General features: G+C 73.9%; 12 protein-coding genes and 1 pseudogene. 6 read left to right on the top strand and 7 right to left on the bottom strand.

The features are described from left to right. Window positions 1-68 precede the first annotated feature (68 nt). Window positions 69-989 (top strand): homocysteine S-methyltransferase, encoded by a 921-nt coding sequence (gene mmuM, locus ACFWWQ_RS03115; protein WP_384589516.1) that lies wholly within the window; start codon window positions 69-71, stop codon window positions 987-989. 241 nt (window positions 990-1,230) lie between these two features. Here mmuM and ACFWWQ_RS03110 read toward each other — a convergent pair whose 3' ends face one another. Beyond that, window positions 1,231-2,076, bottom strand: a complete 846-nt coding sequence (locus ACFWWQ_RS03110) for a hypothetical protein (protein ID WP_384589160.1) — start codon at window positions 2,074-2,076, stop codon at window positions 1,231-1,233. 140 nt (window positions 2,077-2,216) lie between these two features. Between ACFWWQ_RS03110 and ACFWWQ_RS03105 the strand changes: the two are divergent. The 3 genes and pseudogenes from ACFWWQ_RS03105 (at window position 2,217) to ACFWWQ_RS03095 (ending at window position 5,225) form a co-directional block, all read left to right on the top strand. Further along, window positions 2,217-2,683: pseudogene (locus ACFWWQ_RS03105) on the top strand (acetylxylan esterase). Between the two features lie 155 nt (window positions 2,684-2,838). Continuing rightward, window positions 2,839-4,269, top strand: coding sequence for a xylulokinase (gene xylB, locus ACFWWQ_RS03100; RefSeq protein ID WP_384589157.1), 1,431 nt, complete (start codon window positions 2,839-2,841; stop codon window positions 4,267-4,269). Window positions 4,270-4,607: 338 nt separating this feature from the next. Then, window positions 4,608-5,225 (top strand): N-acetylmuramoyl-L-alanine amidase, encoded by a 618-nt coding sequence (locus tag ACFWWQ_RS03095; protein WP_384589154.1) that lies wholly within the window; start codon window positions 4,608-4,610, stop codon window positions 5,223-5,225. A gap of 227 nt (window positions 5,226-5,452) precedes the next feature. Here the strand turns inward: ACFWWQ_RS03095 and ACFWWQ_RS03090 are convergent, their stop codons facing one another. Continuing rightward, window positions 5,453-5,647 carry a hypothetical protein gene (locus ACFWWQ_RS03090; RefSeq protein WP_384589151.1) on the bottom strand — a complete coding sequence of 65 codons (195 nt, stop codon included), beginning with the start codon at window positions 5,645-5,647 and terminating at the stop codon, window positions 5,453-5,455. A gap of 390 nt (window positions 5,648-6,037) precedes the next feature. Between ACFWWQ_RS03090 and lysX the strand changes: the two genes are divergently transcribed. Continuing rightward, the gene (gene lysX, locus ACFWWQ_RS03085; protein ID WP_384589148.1) at window positions 6,038-9,352 is read left to right on the top strand and encodes a bifunctional lysylphosphatidylglycerol synthetase/lysine--tRNA ligase LysX; all 3,315 of its coding nucleotides are present in this window, start codon (window positions 6,038-6,040) and stop codon (window positions 9,350-9,352) included. A 106-nt stretch (window positions 9,353-9,458) separates the two neighbouring features. Next, a complete protein-coding gene (locus tag ACFWWQ_RS03080) occupies window positions 9,459-10,259 on the top strand; it encodes an aminotransferase class IV (RefSeq protein WP_384589145.1) in 801 nt (266 codons plus the stop codon). Window positions 10,260-10,534: 275 nt separating this feature from the next. On the opposite strand, the gene ACFWWQ_RS03075 is transcribed toward ACFWWQ_RS03080, so the two are convergent. From ACFWWQ_RS03075 to ACFWWQ_RS03055, 5 genes are all read right to left on the bottom strand, one after another. Beyond that, entirely contained in the window at window positions 10,535-11,233 is a 699-nt protein-coding gene (locus tag ACFWWQ_RS03075) for an ABC transporter ATP-binding protein (protein ID WP_384589142.1), read from the bottom strand. Beyond that, complete coding sequence (locus ACFWWQ_RS03070) at window positions 11,217-12,245, bottom strand: oligopeptide/dipeptide ABC transporter ATP-binding protein (protein ID WP_384589513.1); 1,029 nt, start codon at window positions 12,243-12,245, stop codon at window positions 11,217-11,219. The genes ACFWWQ_RS03075 and ACFWWQ_RS03070 overlap by 17 nt, the downstream gene beginning before the upstream one ends. A gap of 68 nt (window positions 12,246-12,313) precedes the next feature. Next, window positions 12,314-13,252: an ABC transporter permease gene (locus tag ACFWWQ_RS03065; RefSeq protein WP_384589138.1), complete on the bottom strand. Its 939-nt coding sequence runs from the start codon at window positions 13,250-13,252 to the stop codon at window positions 12,314-12,316. Next, window positions 13,245-14,240, bottom strand: coding sequence for an ABC transporter permease (locus tag ACFWWQ_RS03060; protein ID WP_384589134.1), 996 nt, complete (start codon window positions 14,238-14,240; stop codon window positions 13,245-13,247). The genes ACFWWQ_RS03065 and ACFWWQ_RS03060 overlap by 8 nt, the downstream gene beginning before the upstream one ends. After that, complete coding sequence (locus ACFWWQ_RS03055; protein ID WP_384589130.1) at window positions 14,240-15,835, bottom strand: ABC transporter substrate-binding protein; 1,596 nt, start codon at window positions 15,833-15,835, stop codon at window positions 14,240-14,242. Before ACFWWQ_RS03055 ends, ACFWWQ_RS03060 begins: the two co-directional genes overlap by 1 nt. Between the last annotated feature and the right edge of the window lie 296 nt (window positions 15,836-16,131).

Genomic DNA, 16,131 nt, shown 5'->3' with positions numbered 1-16,131 from the left:
GCAGGCGGGGCCCGGGCGATGCCCGTGGCGTCCGTCCCCGCTTCGCCGTTCCCCTGGAGAGGTTCCCTATGGTCCGCACATCCCCACAGTTCGCCGATGCCCTCGCCGCGGGCCCCGTGGTCCTCGACGGCGGGCTGTCCAACCAACTGGAGGCCGCGGGGCACGATCTCGGGGACGCGCTCTGGTCGGCACGGTTGCTCGCCGAGGATCCGGAGGCGGTGATCGAGGCGCACCGCGCGTACTACGCGGCGGGGGCTCAGGTGGCCATCACCGCCAGCTATCAGGCGACGTTCGAGGGGTTCGCGCGGCGCGGGACCGACGCCGACGAGGCCAGGGTGCTGCTCGGCCGCTCCGTGGCGCTGGCCCGGGAGGCGGCCGACCGGGCGCGGGCGGGCGGGGTCACCGGTCCGCTGTACGTCGCCGCGTCCGCCGGACCGTACGGCGCGATGCTGGCGGACGGTTCGGAGTACCGGGGCCGGTACGGGCTGACCGTGGCCGAACTGGAGCGTTTCCACCGGCCCCGGCTGGAGGTTCTGGCGACGGCCGGGCCGGATGTGCTGGCCCTGGAGACGGTGCCGGACGCCGACGAGGCGCGGGCCCTGGTGCGGGCGGTGCGCGGGCTGGACATCCCGGCGTGGCTCTCGTACAGCGTGGCGGGGGCGCGTACCCGGGCGGGGCAGTCGCTGGAGGAGGCGTTCGCGGTGGCGGCGGACGCGGACGAGATCGTCGCGGTGGGCGTCAACTGCTGCGCACCCGCCGACGCGGACCACGCCGTCGAGGTGGCGGCGCGGGTGACCGGCAAGCCGGTGGTGGTCTATCCGAACAGCGGGGAGAGCTGGGACGCCGGGGCCCGTACGTGGTGCGGTGCGCCGGAGTTCCGCGCGGAGCAGGTGGCCACCTGGGCGGCGGCCGGGGCGCGGCTGATCGGCGGCTGCTGCCGGGTGGGACCCGATCAGATCCGTGCGCTGGCCGCGCAGTTGCGGGGATGAGGGGCAGGCGTTCGCGGGGCCAGCGGGCGGGGAGGCCGTCAGCTCGCCCGGGGAACGCCCCACTCAACGTCCGCCCGGAAGCCCCGGTCCGGGGAGCGCCCTGCCCGGGGAGCGCCCGCCGGAAGCCCCGGCCGACGGCCCGTTCGCCCGGGGACAGCCGTGCGGCAACGCACGCCTCCGCACGCGCCGCCCCAGGCGGAGCGGCGCGCCCCACACCCGTCAGGACCGCGCCCCACACCCGTCAGGACAACGGCGCGTGCAGCTTCTTCGTGCCGGAGCTGTTGCCCATCAGGCTGCAGCTGACGCTCTTGATACCGAGGTCGTAGCCCTTGAGATTGGGGAACTGCACATAGGTGCCCTCGGCGGTCCCGGCGGGCTGGCGAGCGGCCTTGCTCTCCAGGTCGCTCTTGCAGATCTTGGCGGCCTCGTCCTTGATGTCGGAGCTGGACGTGAGGCCGGAGCGCAGCTGGTGAACGGTGACGACCTCGGCGTCATGCGCATCGTCGCAGGACGCCGCCTCGTTGTTGCCGCTGCCGTCCGCCGGGAGGTCATAGCAGTCGCCGACCTCCAGCTTGTAGAACGGGATGGTGCTCTCCGACGGCGAGGCGCTCGCGGGGGCGGACGGGAAGTCCGCGGGCGTGGTGGGTCCGTCGTCGGGCGTGGCGCTCGGCGAGGCGTCGGTGCTCTCGGACGGCGTGGCGCGGTTCTTCTTGTCGTCGTCGCCGTCGCCGCTCATCGCGAAGACGCCGAAGACCACGGCGAGCACGAGGACACCGCCGCCGATGATCGCCGCGATGATCTTGCCGTTGCCGCCGCCGGACGGCGGCGGGGGCGGCGGCTGCCAGCCCCCGGGGCCGCCGGGACCCGCCGGGCCGAAGCCGGGGCCGACCGGACCGAAGCCGCCGGGCGGCGGACCGGCCGGCTGTCCTCCGGGCGGCGGGAACCCGCCCTGGCCGTACCCGCCCTGGCCGTACCCGCCCTGGACCGGGCCCCCGGCACCGTAGCCGCCGGGAGGCGGGCCGAACCCGCCCTGGCCGTCGTTCGGGGGCTGGTTCGGCGGGGGCGGCGGAGGCGGCGGAAAGCTCATGACAGAGATAATCGCTTCTTTGCAGGGTCTTGGGAAACTCGATGACAGAGCTGGTACGGACGGCAGCTGCAATGTCCGGCGACTGGGCACGGGTCGGTCCACAGCCACACCCGCTCCACCCTACGGCCCGGAGGTGTGACGTGTTCATCGACCTGCCCTTGGGCGAACTGCGCCGCTACCGCCCGCCGCTGCCCGAACCCCCGGGCTTCGACGCCTTCTGGCACCGGACGCTGACGGAGACCCGCGCCCATGACCTCGACGCCCGCTTCACCGCCGTCGACGCCGGGATGGCGCTCCCGGACACGTACTACTACCGGCGGCTGTACACGGACGCGGTCCGCGCGGTGGCGGCGGGCGCCCACCCGGTGGTGGATCCGGCGCGGATCGTGGTGTCCGGGCGCAGTCAGGGCGGGGCGTGCGCGCTGGCGGTGGCGGGCCTGGTGCCGGAGGCCGCCGGGGCGCTGATCCGCCGTCCACCGGCTTCGCCGCGTACCACCACTACGCGGGCCCCAAGGAGCAGCAGGTGTGGCGGTTCAACGGGCACGAGGGTGGCGGCGGGCATCAGCGGACGGAGCAGATCCGGTTCGTCCGCGAGCTGTTCGGCTGAGCCGTCGCGGCGCCCCGGGCCGTGGGGTCGGGGCGCCCTGCGCCGTGAGGACGGGGCGCCCCGGGCGCACTACCATGCGGCACGCACCGGGGAGTGCCCCGGGCACGCGGTGGCCGAACGGCCCGGTCCGCGGCCGGGCGGAGGGAGAGAGCGCGATGGGCGCACAGGCAGCGGGACCGCTCGTCGTCGGCGTGGACAGCTCGACGCAGTCCACCAAGGTGCTGGTGGTGGACGCGGCATCCGGCACGGTCGTCGCCCGCGGCCGGGCCCCGCACGCCGTCGGCGGCGGCGTGGGCAAGGAGAGCGATCCGGGGTGCTGGTGGGCGTCGCTCGCCGAGGCGCTGGGGCAGTGCGGGGACGCGGCGCGACAGGCGGGCGCGGTGTCCGTGGCCGGGCAGCAGCACGGTCTGGTCACGCTGGACGCGGCGGGCGCGCCGGTGCGGCCCGCGCTGCTGTGGAACGACGTACGGTCCGCGCCGCAGGCGGAACGGCTGGTGGCGGAGCGCGGCGGGCCCGCCGCGTGGGCCGAGCGGGTCGGAAGCGTGCCGGGCGCGGCGTTCACGGTGTCCAAGTGGGCGTGGCTGCGCGAGCACGAACCGGCCGCGGCCGCCGCCACCGCCGCGGTACGGCTGCCGCACGACTACCTCACCGAGCGGCTGACCGGCGAGGCGGTCACCGACCGGGGCGACGCGTCCGGCACCGGCTGGTGGGCGTCGGCCACCGAGGCGTACGACACCGCGGTCCTCGATCACATCGGGCTGGACCCGGCGGCGCTGCCCCGCGTCGTCGGCCCCGGGGAGGTGGTGGGCACCGTACGGACCGATGAGCTGCCGCTGCCGCACGGCGCGCTGGTGGCGGCGGGCACCGGCGACAACATGGCGGCGGCGCTGGGGCTCGGGCTGCGGCCCGGCCGGCCGGTGCTGAGCCTGGGGACGTCCGGCACGGTCTACGCGGTCTCCCGGCGGCGTCCGGCCGATCCGTCCGGTACGGTCGCCGGTTTCGCGGACGCGCGCGGCGACTGGCTGCCGTTGGCCTGCACGCTCAACTGCACCTTGGCCGTGGACCGGATCGCCACGCTGCTGGGCCGTGACCGGGAGGCGGTCGAGGCGGGCGGCGACGTGGTGCTGCTGCCGTTCCTCGACGGGGAGCGCACCCCGAACCTGCCGGGCGCGTCGGGCCTGCTGCACGGGCTGCGGCACGACACGACGCCGGGGCAGGTGCTGCAGGCGGCCTACGACGGCGCGGTGTTCGCGCTGCTGAAGGCGGTGGACCAGGTGCTGGACGCCGAGTCGGCGGCCGATGCGCCGCTGCTGCTGATCGGCGGCGGCGCGCGGGGCCGGGCCTGGCGGGAGACGGTGCGACGGTTGTCGGGGCGCCCGGTGGAGGTGCCCGAGGCCCGCGAACTGGTCGCGTTGGGCGCGGCGGCGCAGGCCGCGGGGCTGCTGCTGGGCGAGGACCCGGCGGCGGTGGCGCAGCGCTGGGGCACCGCCCGCGGCACCGCGTACGCAGCGCGCGAACGCGACACCGCCGCATGGGAGCGGCTGACCGCCACGCTGGCCGACGGGGACGCGCTGCTGCGGAGGTGAAGGGCCGGGCGACGGACGCGTCCGGGCCGCTCCTCCGCGTAGAGCCGGGCGCCTCCGTCCCGCTCGGGGCCGGGCGCCGCGGCACCGGCCGGACGCATCCCCTCCGCTCCCCCGCCCCGGGGGCCGCGCGGCGCGCCCGGCCGCCACAGGGATCGCTACGACATTCGAGTGACGGCGTGTCACCTCCAACTCGCCTGCGTGACCTGCGAGTTCCGCCTTTGGTTCGCCCATTGACACCAGCTGAAGGGCCTTGGCGTCCGAGGGACGGCTGCGCATCATGAACACACCGGCCGTACGTGTCATGTACGCGTCCCCCCTCGGCCTCGTCAGGAGTTCGCATGGAGTACGACCACACCTCCCTGCCCCGCCGCCGCCTGCTCACCGGCGCCGCCGCGCTCGCCGCGGCCGCCGCGCTGGTCCCGTCCGGCAGCGCCGCCGCCCGCACCCGCACCGCGCGGCCCCGGGCGGCCGCCTATCCGTCCGTGCACTGGAGCCCCGCCAACGCCGCCAACTTCACGGAGGCCGACCGCCCGACGGAGTACCCGGTCGAGATGGTCGTGATCCATGTGACGCAGGAGACGTTCGCCGACACCCTCAAGGTCTTCCAGGACCCGGCCCACAAGGCGGCCGCCCACTACGTCGTCCGCTCCTCCGACGGCTACCTCGCACAGTGCGTCAGCGAGAAGAACGTCGCCTGGCACGCGGGCAACTGGGACTACAACACCCGCAGCATCGGCATCGAGCACGAGGGCTGGGCCGACGCCCCGAAGTGGTTCACCGACGCCCTGTACCGGCAGTCCGCCGCGCTGACCGCGGCGATCTGTGACCGCTACGGCATCCCCAAGGACCGCGAGCACATCATCGGCCACGTCGAGGTCCCCGGCGCCGACCACACCGACCCGGGCCAGTACTGGGACTGGGCCCGCTACATGGAGCTGATCAAGGGCCGGGCCTGACAGTCCGCCACCCGGGCGCGACGGCCGTTCCCGAGACGGCCGTCACGCCGGGATCGGGGACGACGGCGGCTCCACGACGTCGGTGACCCGGGCACCGCACGGCGGGCCGGCCGTGGGGCGCAACCATCCGCCGGACGGCATGGAGCGCCCGGCGCTGAACGCGCTCGGGGCGTTCGCGGGCGGCTGACTCCGCGCCCGGACGGCATGCGGCCCGCCGTCGGGTCCGGTTACGGGCGGACGCTGCTGATCACATCGGCCGCGCCGGAGAGACTGTGCCGGAGGTCCGGGGCGATGTTGCTGCTCGCCAGGTGGAAGCCGAGCAGCGCGCAGACGACGGCGTGCGAGAGCTTGAGCTTGCCGCTGCGCAGGAAGATCGCTGTCAGAATGAGCAGCAACAGGACGACCGAGATCGTCAGAGCCATGGGTGCACCTCCGCGACGGCCGCCCGACAGGACGGCTAGGAGTGGCAAGTTTGGCGCATTTCAGGCGCAATCCGGCCCGCGATCCGGTGACCCATCCGGGTGATCACTGCGGGTCACGCGCCTTTTCGCCCCGGAGGCACCCCGGAGTTCCCGGTTCCCATGTGTCACGGATCACTCTCCCTGTGGGCAACGGGTCCTCCCGATCAGCCGTCTTAGCGACGGATACGCCAGGCGCCTTCCGTGTCGGCGCACACCCCCGGCCGACGGAAGTACCGCCATGACCCGACAGCGCGCCCCGCGACGAACCGTGGGACATGCGGACCGCCGTACGCGGTGGCCGTGCGCCCTCGCGTCGACCGAATATCCCCTTTCAAAGTTTAATGTGACGGAATGAGCACCGTGCAGGACCAGGATCAACTCACGGGGTGGCGGCGGTTCCGGCGCCGCGTCCCCAACGGCTTCGCCATCGCCTTCGGTGTGCTGGGCCTCTTCTGCGCCGTCACGGCGCTCTTCGGACCGCTGCGGCGCGGGCTGCACCCGGTGATCTACTGGCTGGACACCCTCACCATCCCCGTGGCGCCGAACTTCGCGTACGCCGCCTTCCTCTTCCTGCTCGGCGCGGCGATGGCCGCCCGCAAACGGGTGGCGCTGTGGTTCGTCGTCGCCTACATGCTGCTGGTCGCCCTCGCCGACGCGCTGTTCCTCGCCGCCGGGTACTGGGAGTTCGCCGTCTCGCTGGCGGTGTGCACCGCCATCCTCGTGCTGCTCGTCGTCTCGCACCGCGAGTTCTACGCGATCACCCGGCGCGGCGCCTTCGTCCGCGCCGCGGGCGTCCTGGCGGCCGGGCTGGTCGCCGCGGTGCTGCTCGGCTGGGGCCTGGTGACGCTGTTCCCCGGCTCGCTGGAGCACGGCGCCGCCAACCGGCTGCTGTGGGCCGCCAACCGCGTCTGCGGCGGGCTGGTCGGCGGCCGGATCGTCGAGGGTCACCCGCCGCACTGGATCATCATCCTGCTCGGCCTCTTCGGCGCGCTCGCGCTGCTCAACGCCGCCACCACGCTCTTCCGCTCGCAGCGCCTGGAGGCGGCGCTGCACGGCGACGAGGAACCCCGTATCCGGGCGCTGCTGGCCCGCTACGGCGGCGACGACTCGCTGGGCTACTTCGCCACCCGCCGCGACAAGGCCGTCGTCTTCTCCCTCAGCGGCAAGGCGGCCGTCACCTACCGCGTCGAGGCGGGCGTCTGCCTGGCCAGCGGTGACCCGGTCGGCGACCGCGAGGCGTGGACCCAGGCCATCGAGGCGTGGCTGGAGGTCGCCGGGCGCTACGGCTGGCAGCCGGCTGTGATGGGCGCCAGCGAGGAGGGCGCGAAGGCGTTCGCCCGCTGCGGTCTGGGCGCCCTGCAGCTCGGTGACGAGGCGATCCTGCACGTCAAGGACTTCGAGCTGGACGGCCGCGACATGCGGGTCACCCGGCAGGCCGTCAACCGCGTCCAGCGCACCGGCGCGACCTGCCGGATAAGGCGTCACTCGGCACTCAGCGATGCCGAGATGCGCGAGGTCATCCACCGCGCCGACGCCTGGCGCGACACCGAGACCGAGCGCGGCTTCTCCATGGCGCTGGACCGCCTCGGCGACCCCGAGGACGGCGACTGTCTGCTGGCCGAGGCGTTCGACGGCGAGGGCCGGATGATCGCGCTGCTGTCGTTCGTACCCTGGGGCGACGACGGCATCTCGCTGGACGTGATGCGGCGCGACCGCAGCGCGCCCAACGGCGTCATGGAGTTCATGGTCGCGCAGCTGTGCGCGCAGGCCGGGCAGTTCGGGGTGCACCGCATCTCGCTGAACTTCGCGGTGTTCCGCTCCGCCTTCGAGGAGGGCGCGCGGATCGGTGCGGGCCCGGTGCTGAAGTTCTGGCGCCGCCTGCTGCTCTTCTTCTCCAAGTGGTGGCAGCTGGAGGCCCTCTACCGCTCCAACGCCAAGTACAACCCCGAGTGGTACCCGCGGTTCCTGTGCTACGCGGACACCGGTGCGCTGGCCCGGATCGGCCTCGCCTCCGGCATCGCCGAGGGCTTCGTCGCCGTACCGAGCCTCGGCAAGCTGTGGGGCAAGGGCCACAAGAAGAAGCTGCTGGCCCCGGCGAGCACCGCCGGACTGCCCTCCCTGGAGGAGCTGGGGCTGATCAGCGAGGCGCCGACCGCCGAGGAGCAGCGGGAGCGGGAGCTGGCCGCGCTGCCCGAGCAGGTGCGCACCCGCCACCTCAAGCTGGAGCGGCTGCGCGCCGAGGGCACCGACCCGTATCCGGTCGGTGTGCGGCGTACGCACACGCTCGGTGAGGTCCGCGCCGCGCATCCGGGGCTGGAAGCCGGTACGCACACCGGTGAGACGGTGCGTATCGCCGGGCGGGTGCTGCTCACCCGCGATCACGGCGGGGTGCTCTTCGCCGTGCTGCGGGACTGGTCCGGTGACCTCCAGATCGCGCTGACCCGCGACACCACCGGCAAGGAGCTGCTGGAGCGCTTCGGCTCCGACATCGACCTCGGCGACCATGTCGAGGCGGAGGGCGAGGTCGGCGCCAGTGACCGCGGCGAGCTGACCGTCTTCGTCACCGAGTGGCGGCTGACGGCGAAGTGCCTGCGGCCGCTGCCGGACAAGCGGCGCGGTCTGACCGACCCGGAGGCGAAGGTCCGCCACCGCTATGTCGACCTGGTGGTCTCGCCGGACGCCCGGGAGACCGTACGGGCCCGCAGCACGGCCGTGCAGGCGCTGCGCCAGGGGCTGATCGACCGGGGCTATCTGGAGGTCGAGACGCCGATGCTCCAGCAGATCCACGGCGGCGCCAACGCCCGGCCGTTCCACACCCACATCAACGCCTACAACCTCGACCTGTATCTGCGTATCGCGCCCGAGCTGTATCTCAAGCGGCTGTGCGTGGGCGGTATGGAGAAGGTCTTCGAGATGGGGCGGACCTTCCGCAACGAGGGCATCTCCTACAAGCACAACCCCGAGTTCACGATGTTGGAGGCGTACCAGGCGTTCGCCGACTACGACGTGATGCTCGACCTGACCCGGGAGCTGATCCAGGGCGCCGCGGTCGCCGCGTTCGGGACCGCGACGGCCCGTAAGGCGGATGCGAACGGGCGGCTGGTCGAGCACGACATCTCCGGGGCCTGGCCGGTCAAGACGGTCTACGGCGCGCTGTCGGAGGCGCTGGGCGAGGAGGTCGACGCGGACACCGACACGCGGGTGCTGCGGCGGCTGTGCGACGCCGCGTCGGTACCGGTGAAGCCGGAGATGGGCCGCGGCGACATCGTGCTGGAGATGTACGAGCGGCTGGTGGAGGAGCGCACGACGCTGCCGACGTTCTACAAGGACTTCCCCACGGACGTCTCACCGCTGACCCGCCAGCACCGCAAGGACCCACGGCTGGCCGAGCGCTGGGACCTCGTCGCGTTCGGCACGGAGCTGGGCACCGCCTACTCCGAGCTGACCGACCCGGTGGAGCAGCGGCGGCGGCTGACGGCCCAGTCGCTGCTGGCTGCGGGCGGCGACGTGGAGGCGATGGAGCTGGACGAGGACTTCCTCCAGGCTCTGGAATACGCCATGCCGCCCACCGGTGGTCTGGGCATCGGCGTGGACCGGCTGGTCATGTTCCTCACCGGTCTGTCGATCCGCGAGACGCTGCCGTTCCCGCTGGTCCGGCGCCGCTGACCGGTCCGCACCCGTACGCCGCGCGCCTCTCCTCCGGGAGGGGCGCGCGGTGCGTTTCCGGCCGGCCGTACGGGAACCACGGCCCCGGGTGAGGCGTTGGCCGCACATGACGACTTATGTGGTGCACTGCGACGGCCGGGACGCGACCACGGAGGAGCTGGCGGCGGTCGCGTTCGGCAGCCCGGCCCATTTCACCGCCATGCAGGTACGCGGCGGTCTGGTCCGGGGGCTCGACCTCCATCTGGCGCGGCTGCGTACGGCTTCGCTGGAGCTGTTCGGGCGGGCGGTCCCCGACGAGGAGGTCCGCTCCCAGCTGCGGGCGGCGCTGGCGGCGAGCCCCGCCGATGTGTCGCTGCGGGTCCTGGTCCACGCGCCGGGCGATCCGCTCGCGGCCGGACCGGACGAGCCCGCGATGCTGGTCCGTACGGCGTCCGCCGGGGTCCCGCCGACGGGTCCGCTGGCGCTGGCGGCGGTGGCGCACGAACGGTTCCAACCGGCCGTGAAGCATGTCGGGGAGCCCGCGAAGCGGTTCTTCCTGCGGCAGGCGGTGGCGGAGGGGTTCGACGACGCCGCGTTCGTCGACCGGGACGGGCGGCTGAGCGAGGGCACGATCTGGAACCTCGCGTTCTGGGACGGCACGGCGGTGGTGTGGCCGGTCGCCGGGATCCTGGACGGCGTCATGCAGGGCATGGTCAAACGGCAGTTGGCGAAGCGCGGCATCCCCCAGCGCGACGCCGAGGTACGGGCCGACGGCCTCGCCCGGTGGGCCCGCGGCGCGGTGGTCCTCAACTCCCGGGCGCCCGCCGTCGCCGTCCACCGCATCGGCGACGAAGTCCTGCCCGAGGCCCCGGACTTCGTGGCGCTGCTGCAGCGTGCGCATGAGGCGGAGCCGTTGGTGGCGCCGTGAGGGGCTGAGGGTTTACGGGGGGCGCCGCGACGGGGCTGCGGGGCGGGCCAGGGTGCCGCGACGGCCGGGGCGGGGCCGCGCTGGGCGGTGGGCCAGGTCGTATGGGGCCTCGTCGGGCGGGCGCGGGGCCCTCGTCGGGCGGGCGTTGTCAGACCCCTCGGTTACGTTGCGTGTATGACGGAATACGAAATCGTGACGGTGGTGGGGGCCTGGCTCGGGGCCTGGGTGTGGGGCGATGTGGCGCGGCTGCTCTGCGCGGTCGGGCCCCGGCGGCCTTACGCCGCCGCCTCCGGCCCCTCCCCCGGAACCGTGCCCCGTTCCGCCCCCAGGCCGGCCCACCGCACCGTCCGGTCGCACCAGCGCTCCAGCAGCGTGCGGTCGTGGCCGACGGCGAGGAGACCGGCGCCGGTGCGGGCGCGGTACCCCTCGACGACGTCGACCAGCGCCGCAGTGGTGGACGCGTCGAGCATGGCGGTCATCTCGTCGCAGATCAGCCAGCGCGGCTCCAGCACCAGCGCGCGGGCGAGGCAGGCGCGTTGCAGCTGCCCGTCGCTGACCTCGTGCGGGCGGCGGGTCAGCAGATCGGCGGTGAGGCCGACGGCGGGGGCCAGCTCCGCGACGGCGGCGGACGCCTCCGTGCGGCGGCCGGTGGCGCGCAGCGGTTCGGCGATGAGATCGGCGAGCCGCAGCCGGGGGTCGGCGGAGAGCCGGGGCTGCTGGAAGAGCACGCCGAAGGAGGTGCGCAGGGTGCGAGGCGCGCGGTGGCGCCAGCCCGGGGCCGTCACACCGTCCACGGTCACCGTCCCGGCGTCCGGCCGGTGCAGCAGCGCCGCGACCCGCGCCAGCGTCGACTTGCCGCAGCCGCTCGGGCCGAGCAGCCCGACCGACTCGCCGGGCCCGACAGTCAGGGAGACGCCGGAGACGACCGGGCGCCGCCGCTCGTATCCGGCGGTGATGTCACACAGTTCGAGCACGGCGGTCGCCCTTCTCCTCGGACTTCTCGGGGACGTCGGCCGGGGGCGGGCCGGGGTGCGGATGGTGGCAGGCGACGCCGCCGGACGGTTCGGGGCGGATGGCGCACCGGGTGTCCGCGCGGGCGCAGCGGGCGGCGAAAGCGCAGCCGTCCGGCAGCGCGCCCAGCTCGGGCGGCAGTCCGGGGATCGGCGTGAACGCGCGGCCGGGCAGCGCGTCGAGCAGCCCGCGGGCGTACGGATGGCGGGGGCCGGGGGTGCCGAAGAAGGTGACGGCGTCAGCGTGCTCGACGATCCGTCCCGCGTACATGACGGCGACGTGGTCGGCGATCCGCTCGGCGGCCGCCAGATCGTGGGTGATCATCAGCAGCGCCCGGCCGTCGTCGGCGTGGGCCCGCAGCGCGTCGACGGTGTGGTCGACGAGGTCCCGGTCGAGGCCGGTGGTGGGTTCGTCGGCGAGCAGCAGCCGGGCGTCGCCGACCAGCGCGAGGGCGCTCGCCGCGCGCTGGGCGAGACCGCCGGAGAGCTGGTGCGGGTAGCGGTCCAGGTGGTCCAGGGGGAACGCGGCGCGGGTCGCGGCCCGTTCCACCGCCGCGTGCAGCGCCTCCCGCGCCGCGCGACGCCCGGGCCGCCGTCCGGTCGACGGGTCGGCCGTCGCCGGTTCGGCCCGTCCGCCGGTCAGCTCCCGTACGGTCTCCTCCAGTTGGGCGCGGATGGTGCGAACGGGCGTGAGGTGGGCGGCGGGGCTCTGCGGGACGAGGCCGATGCGGCGGCCGCGGACGGTGCGGGCCAGCTGCCGTTCGCCGACGGTGAGCAGTTCCACGGCGGGCGCACCGCCGGCGGCCGTCAGGTGAGCCGCGCCGGACGTCTCGGCGTTGCCCGGCAGCAGGCCGAGCAGCGCGGAGGCGAGGACCGACTTGCCGCAGCCGCTCTCGCCGACCAGGGCGAGGCAGCTGCCCGGCGCCAGGTCGAAGGAGGCACCGGAGACGGCGTGGACGTGCCGGCCGCCACGCATCCGGAAGCGGACCGACAGATCGCGCACCGACAGGACGGGGGCCGGGGGTGCGGCGGTGCGGGGCGCGGTCACAGCATCAGCTCCGATCGGCGGCGGGGGTTGATCCGTTCCCGCCAGGCACCGGCCAGACCGGCGAGGGCGAGGGTCGGCACGATGAGGAAGAGGCCGGGGAAGAGCGTCGGCCACCAGGCGCCGGCCAGCAGCGAACCGCGGGCGGCGTTGACCATGATGCCGAGGCTCGCCTCGTGGGCCGGGAGCCCCAGGCCCAGGAAGGACAGCGCGGACTCGTGCCAGATGGCGTGCGGCACCATCAGCACGGCGGCGAGTCCCGCCTGCGGCAGCACGCCGGGCAGCAGATGCCGCACGGCCACCCGCCACCGGGAGGCGCCGCCGGAGACCGCCGCGTCGATATGGGGGCGGGAGCGCAGCGACAGCACCTCCGCGCGGACGATGCGCGCCGTGGACAGCCAGTGGGTCAGCGCCACGGAGAGGATCACCGGCCAGACGCCGGGCCGGAACATCGCCACGATGAAGATGCCCAGCAGCAGATGGGGGACGGACGAGAAGAGATCGACGAGCCGCATCACGGCGCGGTCGGCCCAGCCGCCGAGCGCCCCGGCCAGCGCGCCGACGGCGGTGCCGAACCCGACGGCGACCAGCGCGGCGACCACGCCCACCAGCAGCGAGACCCGAAGACCGTAGACGCAGCGCAGCAGCAGGTCACGGCCGACCTCGTCGGTGCCGAAGGGGTGGGCCGGGGACGGTGAGCGGAGTTTCTGGGCCAGGTCGACGGACTGACTGTCCAGCGGGAACAACAGCGGGACGACGAGGACGGCCAGGATCACCGCGGCAACGAGGACGGCGCTGACCCACACCCGCACCGTGCGGGTGCGCCGCTGACGGCCCGCGCCGGGACGCCGGTGCCAGGTCACCGCCGGTGCGGCCTTCGTGGCGGCATCCGGCCCGGCCGTGGTGTGCCGCTCGGTGGTGGTGTGCGAGTCAGCCATCGAAGCCCACCCTCGGATCGGCGAGACCGTACAGCAGGTCGGAGAGGAGGTTGCCGACGAGGACGGCGGCGGTGGCAAGGACGGTGAGGGCGGCGAGCAGCGGGAAGTCCACGGCGGTCGCTGCCTCGACGGTCGCGGCGGCGATGCCGGGCCAGCTGAAGACCGTCTCGACCAGCAGCGCGCCGGTGATCAGTTCCGGTACCCGGGAGCCGATGAGGGTGAGGACCGGCAGCAGTCCGGAGCGGAGCGCGTGGTGGAGCAGGACGGTGCGTTCGCGCAGGCCGCGGGCGCGGGCGCCGCGCACCGGGTCCTCCTCCAGCGCGTCGCCGACGCCCTGCCGTACGTACAGCACGAACCACGGGAGCTGGGAGACGGCGAGGACCAGGGCGGGCAGCGTCACATGGCGGGCGATCTGGCCGACGGTGGCGACGTCGGTGCCGGTGTCGGTGAGGCCACCGGCCGGGAGGACGCCCAGTTTCAGGGCGAACAGCCAGACGGCGAGGAGGCCGAGCCAGAACGGCGGCGCGGCTTCCAGGGCGTAGGCGACGGAGGTGACGGCGCGGTCGAGGAGACCGCCACGGCGGCGGGCGGCCGCCACGCCGAGCGCGGTGCCGACGACGACGGCGAGGACGAAGGCGAGCGCGCACAGCAGCACGGACCAGCCGAGGCGTTCGCCGATGACCTGCGTGACGGGGGCGCGGAGCGTGGCGGAGTCGCCGAGGTCGCCGGTGAACGCGGCGGTGAGCCAGTGCCACCACCGGCTGATCAGCGGCTGGTCGACGCCGAGGTTGTGGCGCAGCTGGTCGAGGTTGGCCTGCGAGGCGGTGAGCCCGGCGTCGCCCGCGTAGGCACGGACCGGGTCGAAGGGCGAGGCGGCGGCGACGGCGAAGACCCCGAAGGTGACGGCGAGGAGGACCGGCACGGCGAGCAGCGCCCGCCGGCCGGTCATCCGTGCCATCGCCGCCCAGGGCGGGGAGGTGCGCGTCATCACGTGGCGGGCTGCCAGTCCTCGACGTTCCACCAGGGCCCGGAGGCCAGGCCGTGGTCGTGCGGTTCGGTCTGGGTGGTCAGGCCCTTCCAGCGGTCGGCGATCACATAGACGTGGTCGACGTGGGTGAGGAAGGTGTAGGCGGGGTTCTCGACGAGGCGGCGCTGGACGGCGTCGTAGGCGGCCTTGCGGGTGGCCTTGTCGTCGGTGTGGCGGGCCTCGGTGAGCTTGGCGTCGACGGTCTTGTCGGCGTAGCGCGACATGTTGTTGAAGCCGTCCCCGGCCAGCGAGGAGTGCAGCAGGAGGTACTGGTCGAAGTCGGGGTCGGCGGGGCTGCCGCCGCCGGCGAGGACCGCGTCCTTGGCCATGCGCGGCTCGATGGCCTCCCAGGTGCCGGATTCGACCTTGGCCTCGATACCGGCCTTCTTGGCGTCGGAGGCGAAGGCGAGGGCGTGTTCCTGGCGGAGCTTGTCGCCGGAGAGGTACCAGAGGGTGAAGGAGGCGCGCTGGTGGCCCTTGGTGCGGATGCCGTCCGGGCCCTTCTTCCAGCCGGCGTCGTCCAGGATGCGCTCGGCCTTCTTCAGGTCGTGCGGGCGCTCGGTGCCCTTCGCGAACCAGGGGCTGTCGGTGGGCACCGGGCCGTAGGCGGGCTTTCCGGCGCCGTTGAGGATGCCCTTGGCCATGGCCTCGCGGTCGACGGCGAGGTCGAGGGCGCGGCGGATGGCCTTGGCGCCGGTGACCGGGTTGCCGGTGGGCAGCGTGACGTTGCGGTAGTCGAAGGTCGTGGCGGTGACGGTGGTGCGGTGCTTGTCGCCCTTGAAGGTGGCGGCGAGTTCCGGTGGCAGGATGGCGCCGTCGAGGTCGCCGGAGCGCAGCCGGGTGGCGCGGATGTCGTCGTCCTTGATGATCGCCATGGTGAAGTTCTTCACCTTCGGCGTGCCGCCCCAGTAGTGCGGGTTGGCCTTGAAGGTGAGCTTCTCGCCCTTGGACCAGCGGGTGAGGACGTACGGGCCGGTGCCTATCGGCTTGGTGGTGAACGCACCGTGGTTGATGTCCTGCGTGCCCGCGATGTGCTGCGGGGCGATGGGCAGGACGGCGCGCTCGGCGAACGGCGCGTAGGGGTACTTGAGGTGGAAGACGACGGTGTGGTCGTCCTTCTTCTCGACGTTCTTGAGGGCGTCCAGCTCCGCCTTGGAGGCGTTGTTGGTCCGGGAGTCGAGGATGGTGGAGTAGGTGAAGACGACGTCGTCGGCGGTGAAGGGCTTGCCGTCGCTGAAGGTCACGCCGTGGCGGAGGCCGAAGGTGTAGGTCCGGCCGCCGTCGGTGATCTTGGGCAGTGCGGTGGCGAGCGCGGGCTGGAGACGCATGTCGGCGTCGTGGGTGAGCAGCCCGTCGAAGATCTTGGAGTTGCCGTCCTTGCCGTAGCCGAGGAGCGGGCTGAGCGTCTCCGGTTCGTACGCGATGCCGACCACCGCGGAATCCGTGCGTCCGGTGGCAGCCTTGCCGCCGTCCGGTGTGGAACAGGCCGCCGCGCTCAGCGCGAGGCCGGCCGCCAGCGTCACCGCGGCGGCTCCCCGTAGGAACCGGGCCGTCATCCTCATGACTCCTCTGCATAGGAATTGCTATTGCATGGTCAACGCAATTAAAGCGTACGTAAAGGGGCGCTGACGAAGCGGGGCGGGCCTGATAGGGGCCGGTACCGGACGATGGCCGGTCGGGCACCCGCCGCGGCCCCGGGCGGCCGGTGCGGCAGCGGTTCCGGCGTGCGGACCTCGGTGGCAGACTGCTGCCCCGAAGGGGACGGGGGCGACCGTGAGCGGCGATCAGAGCGGTGGGACGGGACGGGGGCCGACGCGGCCGGGGCGACGCACGCGGGCGTGGCGGTGGATCC

The organism is Streptomyces sp. NPDC059080 (genome assembly GCF_042739975.1).
In the GTDB taxonomy this organism is placed as follows: domain Bacteria; phylum Actinomycetota; class Actinomycetes; order Streptomycetales; family Streptomycetaceae; genus Streptomyces; species Streptomyces benahoarensis.
Note: the sequence above shows the minus strand (reverse complement) of the source record. Positions and strands in the feature narration are given on the sequence as shown.